The sequence below is a fragment of the Streptomyces sp. NPDC048001 genome (genome assembly GCF_043203115.1).
Lineage (GTDB): Bacteria > Actinomycetota > Actinomycetes > Streptomycetales > Streptomycetaceae > Streptomyces > Streptomyces sanyensis.
Genome location: NZ_JBIDBN010000001.1, coordinates 279473 through 297122 on the forward strand (window position 1 = coordinate 279473; position 17650 = coordinate 297122).

The following is a 17650-nucleotide window of genomic DNA, read 5'->3' on the forward strand; positions in this document are numbered from 1 at the left end:
GGGTGCTCCGTGGGTGGATGGGTGCGGACGGGGTCATGGCCGGGCTTCGCGCCACCGCTCGTAGGCGGCCCGCCAGGTGGGCCCGAGCGGGTACAGGCCCTGGATCGGTTCGCCCGCCCGCACCTGCTCGGCGATGAACCGCTCCTGCGATTCCTGCTCGGCGCAGTCGGCGGCGAGTTCTTCTGCCAGGTCGGGAGGGACGACGACGACGCCGTCCGCGTCGCCGACGAGGATGTCGCCGGGCTGGACGAGCGCCCCGCCGCAGGCGATGGGGACACCGGTGTCCCAGGGGACGTGCCGGCGCCCGAGGACCGCGGGGTGCTCGGCGGCGTGGTAGGTGGGCAGGCCGAGAGCGGCGACGGCCGCGCTGTCGCGCAGGCCGCCGTCCGTGACGATTCCGGCGGCGCCCCTGACCTGGGCGCGGAGTGCCAGGATGTCCCCGATGGTGCCGGCCGTGGTGTCGCGCCGGGCGTCCATCACCAGCACCTGGCCGGGGCGCAGTTCCTCGACGGCCCGCTTCTGCGCGTTCATGCCGTTGCCGAACCGCTTGAAGAGGTCCTCCCGCAGCGGCAGGTAGCGCAGGGTGTGCGCGGTGCCGACCAGCGTGGCGCCCGGGTCGGTGGGGCGTACGCCGTCGATCGTCATGTGGTGCAGCCCGCGCCTGCGCAGCTGGGAGCTGAGCGTGGCGGTGGCCAGAGCGCGCAACCGGTCGGCCAGGCGGGCGTCGAGGGCCGGACCGGGCTCGTCCGCTCGCCCGGGGCCCCAGGCGTCGGCGCGCAGTGCGGCGTCGGCGCGGGGCATGGCGCCCCAGGCCGCCAGGGTGTGGGCGGACTCGGTCACCGTGTTGGCGAGTCGGCCGCCGGTGCGCCCGTCCGGGCCGGAGACCTCCACCTCGACCGTGTCGCCGGGTGAGACCACCGAGGCGCCCGCCGGGGTCCCGGTGAGGATGACGTCACCCGGCTCCAGGGTGACCAGGCGCGAGAGGTCGGCGATCAGGTCTCCGAAGGGGAACAGCAGGGTGGAGGTGTCGGCGTCCTGGACCAGCTCGCCGTTGACCCAGGTCCGCAGTCGCAGGGCGGCCGGGTCGAGTCCGGCGGCGTCCAGCAGGCGGGGGCCGAGGGGGGTGAAGCCGTCGGCCCCCTTCGACCTGAGGTTCGATCCGCGGTCGGCGTGTCTGAGGTCGTAGGCGCCGGCGTCGTTCGCCGCCGTCACCCAGGCGACGTGGTCCCACCCGCGCTCCGGTGCGACCCGCTGCGCGCGGCGGCCGATGACGAGGGCGATCTCGCCCTCGAAGGACATGAGTTCGCAGCCCCGGGGGCGGACGAGGGGGTCGCCGCTGCCGGACAGCGAGGAGGGCGGCTTGAGGAAGTAGGACGGCTGGTCGGGGACGCGTCCGCGCTCCCCTGCGCGGCACGGGTAGTTGAGGTGGACGGCGATGATCTTCGAAGGCTGGGTCCCCAGCGGATGCGGCATGGGAGTTCTCCCTGGGCGTGGGCGACATCGGGGCGCGAGCGGGGGGGGGAGGGGCGGCACCGGTCGGCGGCCCCGGGAAACCCGGGGCGCGGACGGCGGCGGCCCTCCGGACCCCGGGCCACCTCGTATCACGAATCGTATACGATGATGTGCGCGATGCGGAAGGGTGGAGCCCGCCCCCGGGGGGCGGCTTGGACGGAGCGCCGGGAACCCTAAGGTGATAGCAAATCGTATATGAAATGCGTTTCGAGAGGTGTGGGAGATGCAGAGTCGAACCGGTCTGGCCGTCCGCACGTTCGCGCCGGGCCCGGCCCCCGCGGGGCTGCCCGTGCTGCTGGTGCACGGCTTCGGCTCCACCGGTCACCGGGACTGGGTGGAGACCGGGATCGCCCAGGCCCTGGCCCGGGCCGGGCGCCCGGTGCTCGTGCCCGACCTGCGGGGCCACGGGGACAGCCCGGCCCTGTCCTCGGCCCGCGAGGCCGGTGTCGCGGCCCATGTCGAGGACCTCGTCGCCGTGCTGGACGAGGCGGGCGCCGCGTCCTACGACGCGGTCGGGTACTCCCTGGGCGCAAGGCTGACCTGGGAACTCCCCTCGGCGACCCCGGGCCGGCTGCGGCGCGCCCTGCTCGGCGGGCTCGTCCCCGCCGAGCCCTTCGCGGCCGTGGACACGGCGGCGCTCCACCGCGCGGTGGCCGAGGGCACGGAGCCCGCCGACCCGCTGACCTCGGCCGTCGCCGGGATGGTGCGCGCCCACGGGGACCGGGCCGCCGGACTCGCGCTGTGCGTGGAGGGGCTGCGCGAGACGCCCTTCGCACCGCGCTCCTGGACCGGCGGTGTCCCGCCGGTCCTCGTCGTCGGGGACCGCGACGCGATGACCCGCGGCATCGAGCGGGTCGCCGACCTGGTCGACGGCTGTGAGCTGCTCACGGTGCCCGGCGACCACCAGGGAGTTCTCACCGGCGAGGCGTTCCGCCGTACAGTCCTGGAAGTCCTTGCGCGGTGAGCGCACGAGTACACGGCCGGGCCCGGGCTGCGGCCGCCCGGCCCGGGGTAGGGGAACACCTATGAGCGCCACGGAGAAGCACGCCCGCACCACGGGGTCGAAGGCGGAGGCCAGCTACGAGCTGCTGCGTTCGCGCATCCTCGACGGGAGCTACGGTCCGGGGTACCGGCTGGTGCTCAGCCAGCTCGCACGGGAGACCGGGGTCAGCACGATCCCCCTGCGCGAGGCGCTGCGCCGTCTGCAGTCCGACGGGCTCGTCGAGGTCGTCCGCAACATCGGCGCACGGGTGGCGGTCTTCGACGCCGCGCAGGTGGAGCACTCCCTGCAGGTCCTGGCCCGCCTGGAGGGCTACGCCACCGCGATCTCCGCACCGCGCATGCAGGCGGAGGACGTCGAGCGCTCCCGGAGGATCAACACCCGGATGGCGAAGGCCCTGGAGGACTTCGACCCCGCCTCCTTCACCGCACTCAACCGGGAGTTCCACTTCTCCCTCTACGCCCACTGCCCGGACGCCCACCTGGTCGCGCTGCTGGAGGCGGAGTGGGCGCGGCTGGACCACATGCGCCGTTCGACGTTCAGCCACGTGCCGGGGCGGGCCCGGCTCTCCGTGGCGGAGCACGAGCGGCTGCTGGAGCTCGTCGAGGCGCATGCGGATCCGGCGGAGGTCGAACGGGTCGCCTGCGCCCACAAGGTCGCGACCGCGGACGCGCTGCGCCGGGCCAGGCCCGCCTCGTAACCCGCCGCGCCGGGCGGCCGCCCGGCGCGGGGGCGCCTTGCCTGCGGCGGGCGCCGGGAAAGGGGGAAATCCGACCTCATCAATCGTATACGATGCCATATCTCATCTGTTAGCGTGGGCCGTATGACCCCTACCGAATCGACCGCGGACCCGGCCGGCGCGCCCACTTCCGCACCGGCACCCGGGGGCAGGGTCCTCACCGTCACCGGGGAGGTCCCGCCGGACGCACTCGGCCCGGTCATGCCCCACGAACACCTCCTGTCCTCCTTCGCACCGCCGGTCGACACCCCCGGGGCATGGCGCGCCCTGGGCAGGGAGCGCCCCGCGGACGGCGACCCCCGCGCCCGCTACGAGGCGCCCCTGGGCATGGACCTTCTCGGCGAGATCACCCTGGGCGCCCCCAACCGGGACGACCTGCTGCTCGGCGACGAGCGCCTCGCCACCGACGAGGCCGCCGCGTTCGGGCGGGCGGGCGGCAGCACGCTGGTGGACCTCACGACACCCGACCTCGGCCGGGACCCGGCGGCACTGCGCCGGATCTCCGAGGCGACGGGGCTCTCCGTCGTCATGGGCTCGGGCAGGTTCCACCCCGCGTGGCGCCCCGCGTCCGAAGCCCTCTCGGCCGAGACCCTCACCGAGGAGATCGTCCGCGACCTCACCGAGGGTGTGGACGGGGTGCGTGCGGGCGTCATCGGCGAGATCCCGGCCCTCGACCCCCGCAGCCCCGCCCAGCGCGCCGTCCTGGTCGCGGCGGCCCGGGCATCGGCGGCCACCGGGAGCGCGATCTCCCTCTGCCGCTCCCCCGACCCCGGCACCCAGCGGCGGGTGCTCGACCTGCTCGCCGAGGAGGGAGCGGACCTGCGGCGCGTCGCGCTCGGACGCTGCGACACGCTGTCCCCGGACCCCGACGCCCTCGAACCCCTGCTGGAGCGGGGCGTGTTCGTCCAGTTCGACCAGCTCGGACGCCTGCCCACGGTGCTCAGCACCAACGACGACCAGGACGTCGCGGCCGCCGTGCTCGAACTGGCCCGCCGGGGACACGCCAAGCGGATCCTGCTCTCGCAGGACGTCGGCGCCAAGTCGCGGCTGCTCGCCCACGGCGGGGGCGGCTACGGCTTCGTCCTCGGGCAGTTCGTCCCCTACCTGCGGATGCTCGGCGCCGACGACGCCCTCGTCGAGACCCTCACGGTGCGCAACCCCGCACGGCTGCTCACCCTCCCGGACCGAAGGACCGCCTCGTGAGCCGCTACCCCTTCCCCATCCCCGACCTCCGCGGCAGCGCCCTGACCGTCACGGGCCCGGTGGACCCGTCCACGCTCGGTCAGACCCTCATGCACGAGCACGTCTTCGTGGACCTGCGGCGACCGCCCCGCTTCCACCGCCCCGGCGAGGACTCGCCCGAGGCGGCACAGCCGCTGACCCTCGCCACCCTCGCCCGCACCCGGCAGGGCCACCCGAACGCCGACAACGACGTGCTGGGCGACTTCGACGAGATGCTGGACGAGGTCCTCGCCTTCGCCCGGAGCGGGGGGCGCACCCTGGTCGAGGTCTCCCCCATCGGCCTCGGCCGGGACCCCCTCGCCCTGCGCCGGCTCTCCCTCGCCACCGGTCTCGCCGTCGTCATGGGAGGCGGCTGGTACACGCCCGCCTTCCATCCGCAGGACATGCACACCCGCAGCGTCGACGACCTGGCCGACACGATCGTGCGGGACACGGTGCTCGGCGTGGACGGCACCGGCATCCGCTCCGGCATCATCGGCGAGATCGGCGCGGAATCGGCACCGCTGACCGGCGGCGAACTCAAGAGCGTCCGCGCCGCGGGCCGCGCGAGCAGGGTGACGGGTGCCCCGGTCACCCTCCACGTCGGCGGGGTGGGCGAGGACAAGCTCCGGGTGCTCGACGTGCTCGCCGAGGAGGGCGTCGCCCCGTCGAGCATCGTCCTCGGCCACGCCGGAGAGCTGCTGTCGGACCCCGCACTGGGCAGGCGCGTCCTCGCCCGGGGCGTCTTCGTGGAGTTCGACTTCCTCGCCTCGCCCGGCAGCCCCTGGGGGCACCTCTTCCTCACCGGCGACCACACGACCGCGCGCGGCATCGCCGCGCTCGTCGAGCAGGGCCATGGGGAGCAGATCCTGCTCGGTCACGACGTGTGCCAGAAGATCCAGCTCAAGAAGTACGGCGGACAGGGGTACGACTACATCCCGCGGCACTTCCTGCCCGCCCTGCGCCGGCTCGGCGTCGGCGAGGAGGCCCTGCGTGCCGTCATGGTCGACAACCCGGCCCGGGCGCTCACCTTCGCGGCACCGCGGTGACCACCGGCGAGCAGACACAGCCGATCGCGCCCGACGGCCGCAACCGCCACGACCGCCACGACCGCCCCGAAGGAGCAGCCATGCACGCCGCCCCCGTCCCCTTCGACCCGGCACTCGCCGCCGTGCTCGACGCCCTGCCCCGCGGCGAAGGGGACGCCGCCTCCCCCGGAACCGTCGCCGCGATCCGCGCCTCGGTGGCGAACGGACCCGCCCCGTCGGTCGCCGAGAGCGTCGGCGACCGCGGGATCGACGTCGAGGAGCGCTCCGTCCCCGGCCCCGACGGCGCCCCGCCGCTGGAGGTCACCGTGCTGCGCCCGCGGCGGCACACCCCGCCCGTCCCGGGGCTGTTCAGCATCCACGGCGGCGGCATGATCAGCGGCGACCGCCACCAGGACGTACCGCGGCTGGCCGACCTCGTCGAGGAACTGGGGGTCGTGGCCGTCAGCGTCGAGTACCGCCTCGCACCCGAGCATCCCGATCCCGCACCGGTGGAGGACTGCTACGCCGGGGTGCGGTGGATGTGGCGGCACGCGGCGGAACTCGGCGTCGACCCCGACCGCATCGCCGTGATGGGCGGCAGCGCCGGGGGCGGCCTCGCGGCGGGCGTCGCCCTGCTGGCCCGTGACCGTCAGGGGCCGCCCCTCGCCGGGCAGCTGCTCCTGTGCCCGATGCTGGACGACCTCAACACCACGGTCTCCAGCCACCAGTACGACGGCAGGGGCCCATGGCAGCGCGACGCCAACCTCCTCGCCTGGCAGGCGCTTCTCGGCGACCGGGCCGGCGACCCCTCGGCCGAGGTGTCCCCCTACGCCGCGCCCGCCCGCGCCCTCGACCTCTCCGGCCTTCCGCCCGCGTTCGTCGAGGCGGGCAGCGCCGAGCTGTTCCGCGACGAGGACGTGGCGTACGCCTCCCGCATCTGGGCGGCCGGAGGCCAGGCCGAACTGCACATCTGGCAGGGCGCGTTCCACGGATTCGACGTGTTCGCCCCGGACCACGAGATCACCCGGGCAGCCCTGGCGGCGCGCCGCTCCTGGCTGCGCCGGGTGCTCGGCCTGTGAGGCGCCGACCGCAGGGCGCGGACGCCGGGCCGGGACCTGCCCGCGACGGGCAGCCCGCCACCTCCCGACGCCCCACACCATTCCCCACCTCAGCCGAAGGGGGCACGATGCCTCGGACAGCGGACCTCATCCTCACCGGCGGCGACGTCCTGACCGTCGACGACGCCTTCTCCGTCGCACAGGCGGTCGCCGTGCGCGACGGCCGGATCCTCGCCGTGGGCGGCGACGCGGAGATCACGGCGCTCGCCGGGCCCGGGACCCGGCGGATCGACCTGGCCGGCCGGACCGTGCTGCCGGGCATCAACGACTCCCACCTGCACGGCGCCGCCTGGGCGCTGACCCGGCCGCCCTTCGCCCTGGACCTCGGCCATCCGGCGGTCGAGTCGATCGCCGACATCGCACAGGCGGTGCGGCGGGCCGCGGCAGCCGTGCCCGCCGGGGAGTGGATCACGGGCCTGGGCTGGGACGTCGGCTACCTGTCGGAATGCCTCTCCGATCCCTCCCGCCGCCCGCACCGCACCGACCTGGACGCCGCCGCCCCCGGCCATCCGGTCTGCCTGACCGACTTCTCCGGTCATATGGTGTGGGCCAACTCCGCGGCCCTGGCCCGGGCGGGCGTCGCCCGCGGCACGCAGGCCCCCGCGGGCGGTGTGATCGAGACCGACGCGGCGGGCGAGCCCACGGGCATCCTCAAGGAGACGGCACAGGCGCTCGTGCAGGCGATGGTGCCGCCCGCGAGCGTGGAGCAGCGCAAGCAGGCGATCCGGAGCGCGGTCGCCGCACTGCACGCCGAGGGCATCACCAGCTACACCGAGCCGGGACTCGGCCCCGGCGGTACGGAGATCCTCGGCGGCGGCCTGGGCACCGCGACGCTCGACGCCTACGTCGAACTGGCCCGGGCGGGCGAACTGGGCTGCCGGGTGCGGGTGCTGCTGCTGCCCGCTCCGATGGGCGGCTCGGCCGCCGACCTGACGGCCGGCCTGGAGGGGCTCGGCGTGCCCGGGGACGTGCCCGCGGAGAGGCTGGCCGTCATCGGCGTCAAGGTGTTCGCCGACGGTGTGCCGCCGAACGAGACCGCCTGGATGCACGAGCCGTACGCGGACGGCGGCCACGGGGCGCTGTGCGTGCACGGAGCGGACGCCGCCCTGAAGGAGGCCGAACTCGCCGAGATGATCCGCGTCGCCCATGCGGCCGGTCATCAGCTGGGCGTGCACGTCACCGGCGACCGGGCCATCGACGCGGTGGTCGACGCCCTCGTCGCCGCCCAGCGCGCCCATCCGCGTCCCGATGCCCGCCACTATGTGATCCACGGTGACTTCGCCTCCGCGCAGAGCCTGGCGAGACTGGCCGCCCACGGCTACGGCATCAACATGAACCCCGCCATCAAGTGGACGATCGCGGACCTGATGGACGACATCGTCGGCAGCGAGCGGTCCGCCTACCAGTGGCCGGTGCGCTCCGCGGTCGAGGAGGGCATCCCCGTCTGCGTGGGCTCGGACGCCCCCATCACCGCCCCGAACTGGCGCCGCGGCGTCGCGGCCATGCTGCTGCGCGAGTCCAAGGCGACGGGCCGGGTGAGCGGACCCGACCAGCGGGTGGCGCTGGAGACGGCCCTGCGCGCCTACACGGCCAACCCCGCCCGGCAGGACTTCGCCGAGGCCTGGAAGGGCAGCATCGAGGCGGGCAAGGTCGCCGACCTGTGCGTCCTCGGCGGCGACCTGCGCGCGACGGACCCGCACGACATCCCCGACCTGCCGATCGACCTCACGCTCCTCGACGGCCGGATCGTGTTCGACCGCCGGGCGTCTTCCCGCTGAGCCCTCGCGCCGGGGTGGTATGCGCTGCAGACGGCCTGCGGGCGCGGCGGGGCTACGGCGGCCGGGAACGGCCGAGGGCCGGTTCGAAGCGATTGGAGGCGGTCTTGGTTGAAAACCCATCTACCAGGGGCTTCACCACGTTGTCGGTCCAACTACCGAGCTCCGCCTTCAGCTTGGCAAGGGCTCACTGTTGGACGGGTGTGGCGTGGGACTTGTCAGTGCATGCAGCTACGGTGAGCCTCTGACGCCGATCGAGGGAGCGCCGTGCCCGCACAGAACTCTTTGCAGGCGCTGCTCAGTCTTGTCCCCCCGCAGCACGGGGCTGATGAGCACGTGGACTGGCTGGCAGCGGAGCAGGTGCTGGGTACTCGTCTCCCGAGCGATTACCGAGCCTTCATGTCCGTCTATGGCGCGGGTGATATAGGCGAACTCGGAATCCTGGGACCTGTGCCCGTCGACTACCTGCAGTGGGATCCTGGGAGCATACTGGACAGCAAGTCCACATTTCAGGACTTGTGGGACAGGGAGGGCGGTGTCCCCGGCATCACGGCGGCCAGCAGTGCCGTTCTGCCCTGGGGCTCAGGCTGCAACGCCAACGAGTTGGGCTGGCTGATGCTTGACCCGGACCCCAACAAGTGGCCGGTGGTGGCCTGGCGTAGACAGATCCGTTGCGGCAGCTCCAGATGGGCACTCTTCGACTGCGGCATGGTCGACTTCCTGGTCAAGATGATGCGAGCCGAGTTCGACGTATGCCCTCTTGGTGACGCCTCCCTCTGGGGTACGACTGCTCCTTTCGTGCACTGGCGTGAGCAGCAGCGCCGCTGGCTTGCGGGCCTTGATCCCGAGACGGGCGAGCCTGATCCGCTCGTGCAGGACTTTCTTCAGTGGCCCGCACCCTGACCAAAGGGCTCGCCAACCTGCTCATCAGCCAGGTTGGTAAAGGCTCGGTGAATGAGCCGACCTGCGGCCTACGCGATCGCCGGCCGGTCGGAGTCGGTGGTCAGATTCCAGGTGCCCTGACAGTGCACCGCTCGCCATGCCGGTTCGGTGGGCATGATCAGCTCGCCGTCTTTGACCGACCGGCGGCCGCGACACAACTGCTCGACGGCTTGGAACCGGGAGTTCAATCGCTCGATGACGACTTCAACTCTGCGGCTTTCTCGGGTGAGGCGGGCGGTGGCCCTGCTGCCGGTGTAGCGGACGACGCCCCAGCCCTCGCCGCTGATCGAAGTGGTGAACTTCCGGCAACCGCCCACAGACTCCAGCCACGCCTCCCAGTGGGGAATTCTGTCCACGTCGAAATCCAGCGGATCGAACGGTGCTCCCGCAACAGCGTCGTTCGAGATACGGCACCGAACTGATTCCTCGCCACCGTCGACCATCGGGATCGGCAGCCGTGCGGTGAAGTCGCCGCTGGCCTTGAGCAGCACGTCGCGGGGCCGGGTAGTTCTGGCTCCGCGACGCAGCCGCTGCAGAGTGGTCGACAGGCGTTTGCCGTAGGACACGGCCCGAACGACAAGCACCGCCGGAGCGGCGGGGCTCCGGTCGATCCCGAACCCCATCGGTCCGGGACTCTGAAGATGTAGCCCCCTGCTCTGTGCAAGCCGGTCGGTCGGCTCGGCACACCTGGTCCTGTCCCCGATGTGCCTACCGCCTTGTCCGTCCCCTCCGACAGGCCCCTTCTTCTGTCTGGTGGGTCGGGACCGTTCGGGCTGCCGCCCTTGCCTGGCCTGCCCCGTCAGGATCGACAGGTCGCCGTCCTGCAGCCGTACCGCATCCGCTGCGCACACCGGGATCGTCCGGGCCGCGCCGCCCGGTGGGACCCACAGTATTTCGGTGACGGACGGACCGTGTCTCGTATCGAAGAAGCAGAGCGGGACGCACCGTCGGACCGGTCGGCCTCCCTGCGGGCGTCAAGATCTGCCAGCGCCTGACCCCCCTCGGCCAGAGCCTGTCGCACGGCAACGTTCCCCTCGGCTGCGGTGCGGGCGGCAACCAGAACGCGCTTCGCCGCTCCGTATACGTCGAGCGCCGAGGCGCAAGCGGCCAACGAAGCCTCGTCATGCTCAGGCTTCGGCACGAAGTCGTACGCGGCCAGCACCTCACCGAAACGCGTGATCCCCACGTCCAGTTCACCCTCGCCCCGGCACATCGATCAGACCAGGGTGCACTTCGGCCAGTCGAGTGCGCTGATCCTCAACTGGTCCCCAAAAAACGATCAAGAGGCCGCCTCGGATCACTCCGAAGCGGCCTCTGACCTACGACTCTCTCGAGTCGGGACGACAGGATTTGAACCTGCGACCCCTTGACCCCCAGTCAAGTGCGCTACCAAGCTGCGCCACGTCCCGGTGCCCGCTGTGACCTGGGGTTTCCCCCGGCCGAACGTGCATGAGAACCATACAACACTCTGCGGGGCTCCCGTTGCAGCCGGTCCCCGGCACCGCGCGCACGCGGCGGACGGTGTCCGCCACACTGGGTGCATGGACGAGCGAGGAGGCGGCACCGCCCGGCGGGACCGCGACGCGGAGGGACGGGCCCGCAACGCCCGCCCGCGGGACGGGCTGGGGCGGCCGCTCCCCTACGGCGCGCCGGGGGTGGCGCGGCAGCCCGAGGGAGTGCTGCGCACTCCGGCCGGGACCCTGGCGGAGGCGCAGCGGCTGCTGGACGCGGGGATGCCGTTCCACGCCCACGAGGTGTTCGAGGACGCCTGGAAGTCGGGGCCGGAGGAGGAGCGGGAGTTGTGGCGCGGGCTCGCGCAGCTGGCCGTCGGCCTCACCCATGCGGCGCGGGGGAACGCGACCGGTGGCGCGCGGCTCCTGCGCCGCGGGGCGGAGCGGATCGCGGCGCAGGGACCGGCTCACGGGATCGACGTGGCGGGTCTGGTGGTCTGGGCCGAGGACCTGGCGGAGCGGGCGGGCGACGGCGCGGCGGACCCGGTGGCGGAGTCGCCGCGGCTGACGGCGGGACAGGGGTAGCCGCCCTCCGGGGCGGACGGCCGCGCACGGGCGGCGCGGCCCGCGGGTCCGCGGGTCCCGGGAGTCCGGGAAGTCCGGAAGGCCGGGAAGTCCGGGGCCCTCGGCCCGGCTCCCGGATCCCGACTGCCGCCTGTCGCCTCCCGCTTGCCGGAGCTGAATCCGCGCGCCGCAACTCAGTCCGCGTGCCGCCCGGGCCGGGGGTCGAGCAGGCGGCGCAGGACGGCGACGTGCGCGGCCGCCGGGTCCTTCGCGGCCGTGAGCAGGGTCAGGGGGCCTTCGACGGCCCTGGCCCGCAGCTCCTCCAGCGCCTTTGCGGCCTCGGGGGCGGTCAGCTCGGCCTCGTAGCGCCGGCGGAAGCCCTCCTCGTCCGCGTCCGGGCCGTGGTACCAGCGGCGCAGCTCCGTCGAGGGCGTGAGGGCCTTCGGCCAGAGGTCGACGGCGGCACGCCCTCTGGCGAGTCCGCGCGGCCAGAGGCGGTCGACGAGGACGCGCAGTCCGTCGTCGTCCCGGGGGGCTTCGTAGATCCGGCGCACCCTCACGGTGCCGGAGGCTGGCGTCATGCCTCCAGGGTCACCGGGACGGCCGCTCGGGGCCACCCGGCGGGCGGGTGCCCAGTGCGGGGAGGAGGACGGAGTCGACGAAGCCGGCCAGCCCGCCGCTGCCGCCGAACCGCTCCTCGAACAGGCCCTCCACACGGAGCATGCCGAGGAAGCACGGCGCCACATGGGCGAGGGCGGGGTGGTCCGCGGCGAGTTCACCGCGGGCGACGGCCCGGGCGAGGATCCCGTCGAGGGCGGCGACCTCGGGGCCGATGACCGTCTCCCGCAGCGCGGTGCGCAGTTCGGGGTACTGGAGGTACGCCTGGCCGACGGCCTCCATGAGTTCGGGGTCCCGCAGGGAGCGGTCCCCGGCGACGCGGGCGGCCTCGCGCAGGTCGCCGGCGAGCGAGCCGGTGTCGATGCCGCCGAAGAAGGCGCAGCGGCTGCTGCCGAGAGCCGCGGTGACGAGCTGGGCCTTGGTCTTCCACTGGCGGTAGAGGGTCGCCTTGCCGCAGCGGGTGCGCGCGGCGACGCCCTCCATGGTGACGGCCTCGTAGCCGCCCTCGCGCAGCAGGTCGAGGACGGCGGCGTACAGCTCGCGCTCGCGCTCGGGTGTGATGCGGCTGCGCCGTGCGGCGGCCGTGGCGGCCTGCGTGGACATGGGCCCCTCTCCCCGGTTCGGGCGTGCCGGACGGCTCATGGCGGGCATGGCCGCAGTGCCGAGCGTAGCCCCGAAGGAAACGAGACGCAAGCGTATCGAGACGTTTGCGTCTCGATACGTCCGGGATCTAGGCTTCGCCCGATTGCTGCCGACGCGCTCGACCGAAGGGGCCGCCATGACCGCCGGGACGCCCCCTGGCATATCCGGCGATGCCGGCACCGCACCACCACGGCAGCGGAGCCGGACGCGGCCCGCGCGGCGCCCGGCGTCCGCACCTCCCTCGCAGACCCCTCGCAGGCCGCCCCTGGCCCGTGAACTCGCCCTGGTGGCGGCGCTCTTCCTCGTCTACAAGCTGGGACGGGTGGTCGCCGGCGGGCACGAGGCCCGGGCCCTGCGCAACGCCGACGCCGTGTGGAGCGCCGAGCGGGCGCTGCACCTTCCGGACGAGGGCCTGGTGCAGCAGGTGCTGCTGGGCGCGGAGCCGCTCGTCCGGGCCGCCAACACCTACTACGCGGCCGTCCACTTCCCTGCCACGGTGCTGTTCCTGGGGTGGCTCTACCTGAAGCGGCCCGGGCACTACCTGTGGGCGCGGCGCACGCTCGCCGTGCTCACGGCGGCCGGGCTGGCCCTGCATCTGCTGGTGCCGCTCGCGCCGCCGCGGATGCTCGCGTCCGCCGGCCTGGTCGACACCGCCCAGGTGTACGGGCCCTCGGTGTACCAGGCGTCACCGGAGGCCGACCCGCTGGCGAACCAGTTCGCCGCGATGCCCTCGCTGCACGTGGGCTGGGCCCTGGTGGTGGCGATCGGCCTCACCGCGGTCACCCGGGGGCGGCTGCGGGGGCTGTGGCTGCTGCACCCCGCGGTGACCCTGCTGGTCGTGGTCGGCACGGCCAACCACTACTGGCTGGACGCCGTGGCCGCCGCGGTGCTGCTGGCGGGGGCGCTGGCCCTGGTCCCGCGCCCCACGGGCGCGGCGGTGCGCACCGGGCCCCGCCGCACCGCCCCGGGGCGGACCCCCGAGGCGGTGCCGCGATGAGCGGCATCGTCACCGCGGTGCTGCTCTCGCTGCTCTCCGCCGCCGGGTACGCGCTCGCCGCCGTCGCCCAGTCGCGGCTGGCCCGCGCGACCGCACCCGGCCGCCGCGGGCTGCGCTCCCTCGCGGCGCGGCCCCTGTGGTGGTGGGCCGTCGGGCTCAACGCCGCAGCGGCCCTCGCCCATGTCGGCGCGCTGCACCACGGTCCGCTGGTCCTGGTGCAGCCGCTGGGTGCACTGACCCTGGTCGCCGCGCTGCCCCTGGCGGCCCGGCACGCCCGGCGCCGGGTGCACCGCACCGAGTGGCGCGGAGCGCTGGCGACGCTCGCGGGCCTGGGCGCCCTGGTCGCCGTGACGGGGCCGACGCCGCCGGGCGAGTCGCTGTCCGCGGCGGAGTCGCTCGGCGTGGCGGCCGCGGCGGCGCTGCTGATCACCGCACTGGCCCGGGGCCGGGGTCTCGGGTACGCCACCGCCTCCGGCATCGCCTCCGGGGTGGCCTCCGCGCTCACCCAGACCGTGACTGCCGCCGTGGCGGCCGGCGGCGCGGCGGGCTCCGCGTGGTGGGTCACGGCGCTGGTCGCGGCCCTCGTGGCGGCCTTCGCGGCGGGCGGACTGCTGCTCTCCCAGGCCGCCTACCGGGTCGGGCTGGCCGCCCCCCTCGCGGTGGTGAACCTGGCGAACCCGGCGGCGGCCGCGGTGATCGGGGTCCTCCTGCTCGGCGAGACCTTCCGGATGGGCGCCTGGGGCTGGCTGGTCGCGGCGGGCGCCGCGGCGCTGGCGGCGCGCGGTGTGGTGCTGCTGTCCCGCGGCACCGCGCGGGCCGCCGTCACGCCGGCCGGCGCCCGGCCGGAAGGAGCCCGGGAGGCGCGTTCCGGGGACGCGGGGGCGCCGCCGCTGCCGCCCCCGGTGGCGGCGGGCTGACCCCGTGCGGCGCGCCCGGTCCCACCGGCACGGGCGGGGGCCGGAGCGGGTTCAGACGGCGAGGAGCCTGATGCCGGCGTCCTTCAGGCGGGTTGCGCTCTCGCCGTCGATCCCCGCGTCGGTGACGACGACGTCCACCCGCTCCAGCCCGCAGATCCTGGCGAAGGCCCGCCGCCCCATCTTCGAGGAGTCGGCGACGACCACGACCCGGCGGGCCCGCTCGGCGAACTGGCGGCTCACGCTGGCCTCGTCCTCGTGGCGGGTCATCACCCCCAGTTCCGCGTCGAGGGCGTCGACGCCGAGGACCGCGACGTCGAGCACGACCTCCCCGAGCACCCCGGCGGCCAGCGGACCGACCAGCTCGTAGGTCTGGGGGCGGGCGACGCCACCGGTGACGACGATCTTGATCTGGGGCCGGACCGCGAGTTCCCCCGCGATGTTCAGCGCGTTGGTGACCACGGTGAGGAAGGGCGCCCGGGGCTCCGGCGCGTCCCGGTGCGCGCCGCCGGCCCTCAGGGCGAGCACCCGCGCGACCTCGGTGGTCGTGGTGCCCCCGTTCAGGCCCACGACCTCGCCCTGCCCGATCAGGTCCGCGGCGGCCGCGGCGATCCGCTGCTTCTCGGAGGCGTGCCGTGCCGACTTGTAGCGCAGGGGCAGTTCGTAGGAGACCCCGTGCGCGACGGCACCTCCCCGGGTGCGGACGAGCATCTGCTGCCCGGCGAGTTCGTCCAGGTCCCGGCGGATCGTCGCCGGGGACACCCGCAGCGCCCCGGCGGCCTCCTCCACCTCGACCCGGCCCTCGGCGGCCAGCAGCTCCAGCAGCGCGTTCCACCGCTCGTGTTTGGACATGGCTCGCTCTCCTTCGGGCCGGGGCCGGGCACGGACACGCTAGGCCATGGCCGGTTCGCACCCTTCGCAGGGCGGCGCGTGCGTGAAACGGAGGGGGACAGCGCACCGGCACGCACCTTCCGTCATCCCCGCGGGGGCATCGAACGGGATCCGGGGCACCGCACTGGACCGCGGGGCAGTGCCTGCTGAATACTGCCGGGAGCCGACACTGCGCAGTTCTGCTCTTTTCATGGCCCTTATGCGCACTATTGCGCAGGCAGTCGCCACACAGCACCGTCCGCCCGTCCGAGGAGCCCGCCACGATGCCGTCCCCCGCCTCGCCGTCCGCAGCCGGCTCGCCCGGCGCCGACCGGTCATCCGCTGCCGCCACCGCCCCGCCCGGGGGCGCCGCCTCCCCGAGCTTCACCGAACAGGAGATCGCCTCCCAGCCCGCCTGCTGGCGCCGGGCCGCGGCCCTGGCCGGGGAGTTCCGGGGACTGCTGCCGCGCCGGGGGGAGCGGGTCGCCGTCGTCGGCTGCGGCACCTCGTGGTTCGTCGCCCAGTCCTACGCGGCGCTGCGCGAGGCGGGCGGCGGCGGGTACACCGACGCCTTCGCCGCGTCCGAGTTCCCGCTCTCCCGTCGCTACGACAGGATCCTCGCCGTCACCCGCTCCGGCACCACGACGGAGGTGCTCGACCTCCTCGACCGGGTGCGCGGAGCGAGTCCCACGACCGCCCTGACCGCCGACCCGGACACGCCCGTGTCGGCCGCGGCCGACCGCACGGCCGTGCTCGGCTTCGCGGACGAGCGCTCCGTGGTGCAGACCCGGTACGCCACCACCGCCCTCGCCCTGCTGCGGGCGGCGCTGGAGGCCGACGGCACGCTGCCCGCGGGGGTGGCTCCACTCGCGGACGCGGCCGAGCAGGCGGAGTCCGCCGTCTCCCGCGAGCTGCCCGAACACCTGCTGCGCGCCGAGCAGTTCACCTTCCTGGGCACCGGGTGGTCCCACGGCCTCGCCCTGGAGGCGGCGCTGAAGCTGCGCGAGGCGGCGGGCGCCTGGACCGAGGCGTACCCGGCGATGGAGTACCGGCACGGCCCCCTCAGCATCGCGGCACCGAACCGGGTCGTGTGGACACTGGGGCCGGTCCCCGGCGGACTGGCCGCGCAGATCGCCGGGGCGGGCGCCGCCCATGTCCACCACCCCGGCAGCGACCCGCTCGCCGAGCTGGTGCTCGTCCAGCGTCTCGCCGTGCAGACGGCCCTGGCGGCCGGGCGCGACCCGGACGCCCCCCGCCACCTCACCCGCTCCGTCGTCCTGGACGGCGGCCGCGCCTGAGCGCGGCCGCCTCCCCGACCGTTCCGCTGGAGGAACGCGATGCCCCTGTGCCCCACCGAGAGCCTGCTGGGCCGCGCCGCGGAGTCCGGCACCGCGGTCGGCGCGTTCAACGTGATCCAACTCGAACACGCCGAGGCCGTCGTGGCCGGGGCGGAGGCCGCGGGCCTCGCCGTGGTCGCGCAGATCAGCGAGAACACCGTCCGCTACCACGGCTCGCTCACCCCGGTGGGGCTCGCCGTGCTGGCCCTCGCTCGGGCCGCGGCCGTTCCGGTCGCCGTCCATCTGGACCACGCCGAGTCAATCGAGCTGGTGCACGAGGCGGTGTCCCTGGGCTTCGGCTCGGTGATGTTCGACGGCTCGCGGCTGCCGTACGAGGAGAACGTGGCCCGGACCCGCAAGGTGGCCGCGCACTGCCACGGCCACGGCATGTCCGTGGAGGCCGAGCTCGGCGAGATCGGCGGCAAGGACGGTGCCCACGCCCCGGGTGTGCGCACCGACCCCGACGAGGCCCGGTCCTTCGTCGCCGCGACCGGTGTGGACGCCCTCGCCGTCGCGGTGGGCAGTTCGCACGCGATGGCCACCCGGGACGCGGTCCTCGACGACGCGCTCATCGCCCGGCTGCGCGAGACGGTGCCCGTGCCCCTGGTGCTGCACGGCTCCTCGGGGGTCGACGACGCCGGGCTGGTGCGCGCGGTCGCCGCGGGCATGCGCAAGGTCAACATCGCGACGCACCTGAACCGGGCCTTCACCGGTGCGGCGCGCGGCGCGCTGGCCGCCGACCCGGGGCTCAGCGATCCGCGCAGGTACCTGGGGCCCGCGCGCACGGCGATGGCCGCCGAGGTGGGACGGCTGCTGGCGCTGCTGCACGGCGCGGAGCCGCACCGGACGTCCTGACCGGGACCGGACCCGCCCCACCCGGCCGCCCTCCTCCGGGAGGGGCGAACGGCGTGCGGGCGGACGC

At 74.5% G+C, this 17650-nt stretch carries 17 protein-coding genes and 1 tRNA gene; 12 read left to right on the top strand and 6 right to left on the bottom strand.

The genetic code is table 11. The features are described from left to right. Positions 1 to 33: 33 nt before the first annotated feature. On the bottom strand, positions 34 to 1473 hold the full coding sequence (locus ACGF15_RS01155) for a fumarylacetoacetate hydrolase family protein (protein ID WP_345608540.1): 1440 nt from the start codon (positions 1471 to 1473) through the stop codon (positions 34 to 36). 262 nt (positions 1474 to 1735) lie between these two features. Here ACGF15_RS01155 and ACGF15_RS01160 point away from each other — a divergent pair, with 262 nt between their 5' ends. The 7 genes from ACGF15_RS01160 to ACGF15_RS01190 all read left to right on the top strand — a co-directional run bounded on the left by ACGF15_RS01160 (position 1736) and on the right by ACGF15_RS01190 (position 9296). Further along, a complete protein-coding gene (locus ACGF15_RS01160) occupies positions 1736 to 2476 on the top strand; it encodes an alpha/beta fold hydrolase (protein WP_392796509.1) in 741 nt (246 codons plus the stop codon). 61 nt (positions 2477 to 2537) lie between these two features. Beyond that, a complete protein-coding gene (locus tag ACGF15_RS01165; RefSeq protein ID WP_345608544.1) occupies positions 2538 to 3212 on the top strand; it encodes a GntR family transcriptional regulator in 675 nt (224 codons plus the stop codon). A gap of 123 nt (positions 3213 to 3335) precedes the next feature. Beyond that, the gene (locus ACGF15_RS01170; RefSeq protein ID WP_392796510.1) at positions 3336 to 4454 is read left to right on the top strand and encodes a phosphotriesterase; all 1119 of its coding nucleotides are present in this window, start codon (positions 3336 to 3338) and stop codon (positions 4452 to 4454) included. Next, the gene (locus ACGF15_RS01175) at positions 4451 to 5521 is read left to right on the top strand and encodes a phosphotriesterase (RefSeq protein WP_392796511.1); all 1071 of its coding nucleotides are present in this window, start codon (positions 4451 to 4453) and stop codon (positions 5519 to 5521) included. The genes ACGF15_RS01170 and ACGF15_RS01175 overlap by 4 nt, the downstream gene beginning before the upstream one ends. Further along, positions 5518 to 6579 carry an alpha/beta hydrolase gene (locus ACGF15_RS01180; protein WP_392796512.1) on the top strand — a complete coding sequence of 354 codons (1062 nt, stop codon included), beginning with the start codon at positions 5518 to 5520 and terminating at the stop codon, positions 6577 to 6579. Before ACGF15_RS01175 ends, ACGF15_RS01180 begins: the two co-directional genes overlap by 4 nt. A 107-nt stretch (positions 6580 to 6686) precedes the next feature. After that, positions 6687 to 8396, top strand: a complete 1710-nt coding sequence (locus tag ACGF15_RS01185) for an amidohydrolase (protein WP_392796513.1) — start codon at positions 6687 to 6689, stop codon at positions 8394 to 8396. Between the two features lie 264 nt (positions 8397 to 8660). After that, positions 8661 to 9296 carry an SMI1/KNR4 family protein gene (locus ACGF15_RS01190; protein WP_392796514.1) on the top strand — a complete coding sequence of 212 codons (636 nt, stop codon included), beginning with the start codon at positions 8661 to 8663 and terminating at the stop codon, positions 9294 to 9296. 68 nt (positions 9297 to 9364) lie between these two features. On the opposite strand, the gene ACGF15_RS01195 is transcribed toward ACGF15_RS01190, so the two are convergent. Both ACGF15_RS01195 and ACGF15_RS01200 read right to left on the bottom strand, forming a co-directional pair. Then, complete coding sequence (locus ACGF15_RS01195) at positions 9365 to 9901, bottom strand: hypothetical protein (RefSeq protein ID WP_392796515.1); 537 nt, start codon at positions 9899 to 9901, stop codon at positions 9365 to 9367. A gap of 769 nt (positions 9902 to 10670) precedes the next feature. After that, positions 10671 to 10744, bottom strand: a tRNA-Pro gene (locus ACGF15_RS01200). 132 nt (positions 10745 to 10876) lie between these two features. On the opposite strand from ACGF15_RS01200, the gene ACGF15_RS01205 reads away from it, so the two are divergent. Then, positions 10877 to 11371: a DUF309 domain-containing protein gene (locus tag ACGF15_RS01205; protein ID WP_392796516.1), complete on the top strand. Its 495-nt coding sequence runs from the start codon at positions 10877 to 10879 to the stop codon at positions 11369 to 11371. Between the two features lie 173 nt (positions 11372 to 11544). On the opposite strand, the gene ACGF15_RS01210 is transcribed toward ACGF15_RS01205, so the two are convergent. Then, entirely contained in the window at positions 11545 to 11931 is a 387-nt protein-coding gene (locus ACGF15_RS01210) for a DUF488 family protein (protein WP_345608555.1), read from the bottom strand. A 10-nt stretch (positions 11932 to 11941) separates the two neighbouring features. Next, positions 11942 to 12571, bottom strand: coding sequence for a TetR/AcrR family transcriptional regulator (locus tag ACGF15_RS01215; protein WP_392796517.1), 630 nt, complete (start codon positions 12569 to 12571; stop codon positions 11942 to 11944). Positions 12572 to 12896: 325 nt separating this feature from the next. Here ACGF15_RS01215 and ACGF15_RS01220 point away from each other — a divergent pair, with 325 nt between their 5' ends. Next, positions 12897 to 13607 carry a phosphatase PAP2 family protein gene (locus ACGF15_RS01220; protein ID WP_392796518.1) on the top strand — a complete coding sequence of 237 codons (711 nt, stop codon included), beginning with the start codon at positions 12897 to 12899 and terminating at the stop codon, positions 13605 to 13607. Then, positions 13604 to 14524, top strand: a complete 921-nt coding sequence (locus ACGF15_RS01225) for a DMT family transporter (protein ID WP_392796519.1) — start codon at positions 13604 to 13606, stop codon at positions 14522 to 14524. Before ACGF15_RS01220 ends, ACGF15_RS01225 begins: the two co-directional genes overlap by 4 nt. A 51-nt stretch (positions 14525 to 14575) precedes the next feature. On the opposite strand, the gene ACGF15_RS01230 is transcribed toward ACGF15_RS01225, so the two are convergent. Further along, positions 14576 to 15373: a DeoR/GlpR family DNA-binding transcription regulator gene (locus tag ACGF15_RS01230; protein WP_345608561.1), complete on the bottom strand. Its 798-nt coding sequence runs from the start codon at positions 15371 to 15373 to the stop codon at positions 14576 to 14578. A gap of 302 nt (positions 15374 to 15675) precedes the next feature. On the opposite strand from ACGF15_RS01230, the gene ACGF15_RS01235 reads away from it, so the two are divergent. Both ACGF15_RS01235 and ACGF15_RS01240 read left to right on the top strand, forming a co-directional pair. Next, complete coding sequence (locus ACGF15_RS01235; RefSeq protein ID WP_392796520.1) at positions 15676 to 16689, top strand: SIS domain-containing protein; 1014 nt, start codon at positions 15676 to 15678, stop codon at positions 16687 to 16689. 39 nt (positions 16690 to 16728) lie between these two features. After that, positions 16729 to 17583 (top strand): ketose-bisphosphate aldolase, encoded by an 855-nt coding sequence (locus tag ACGF15_RS01240; protein ID WP_392796521.1) that lies wholly within the window; start codon positions 16729 to 16731, stop codon positions 17581 to 17583. The last annotated feature ends 67 nt before the right edge of the window (positions 17584 to 17650 follow it).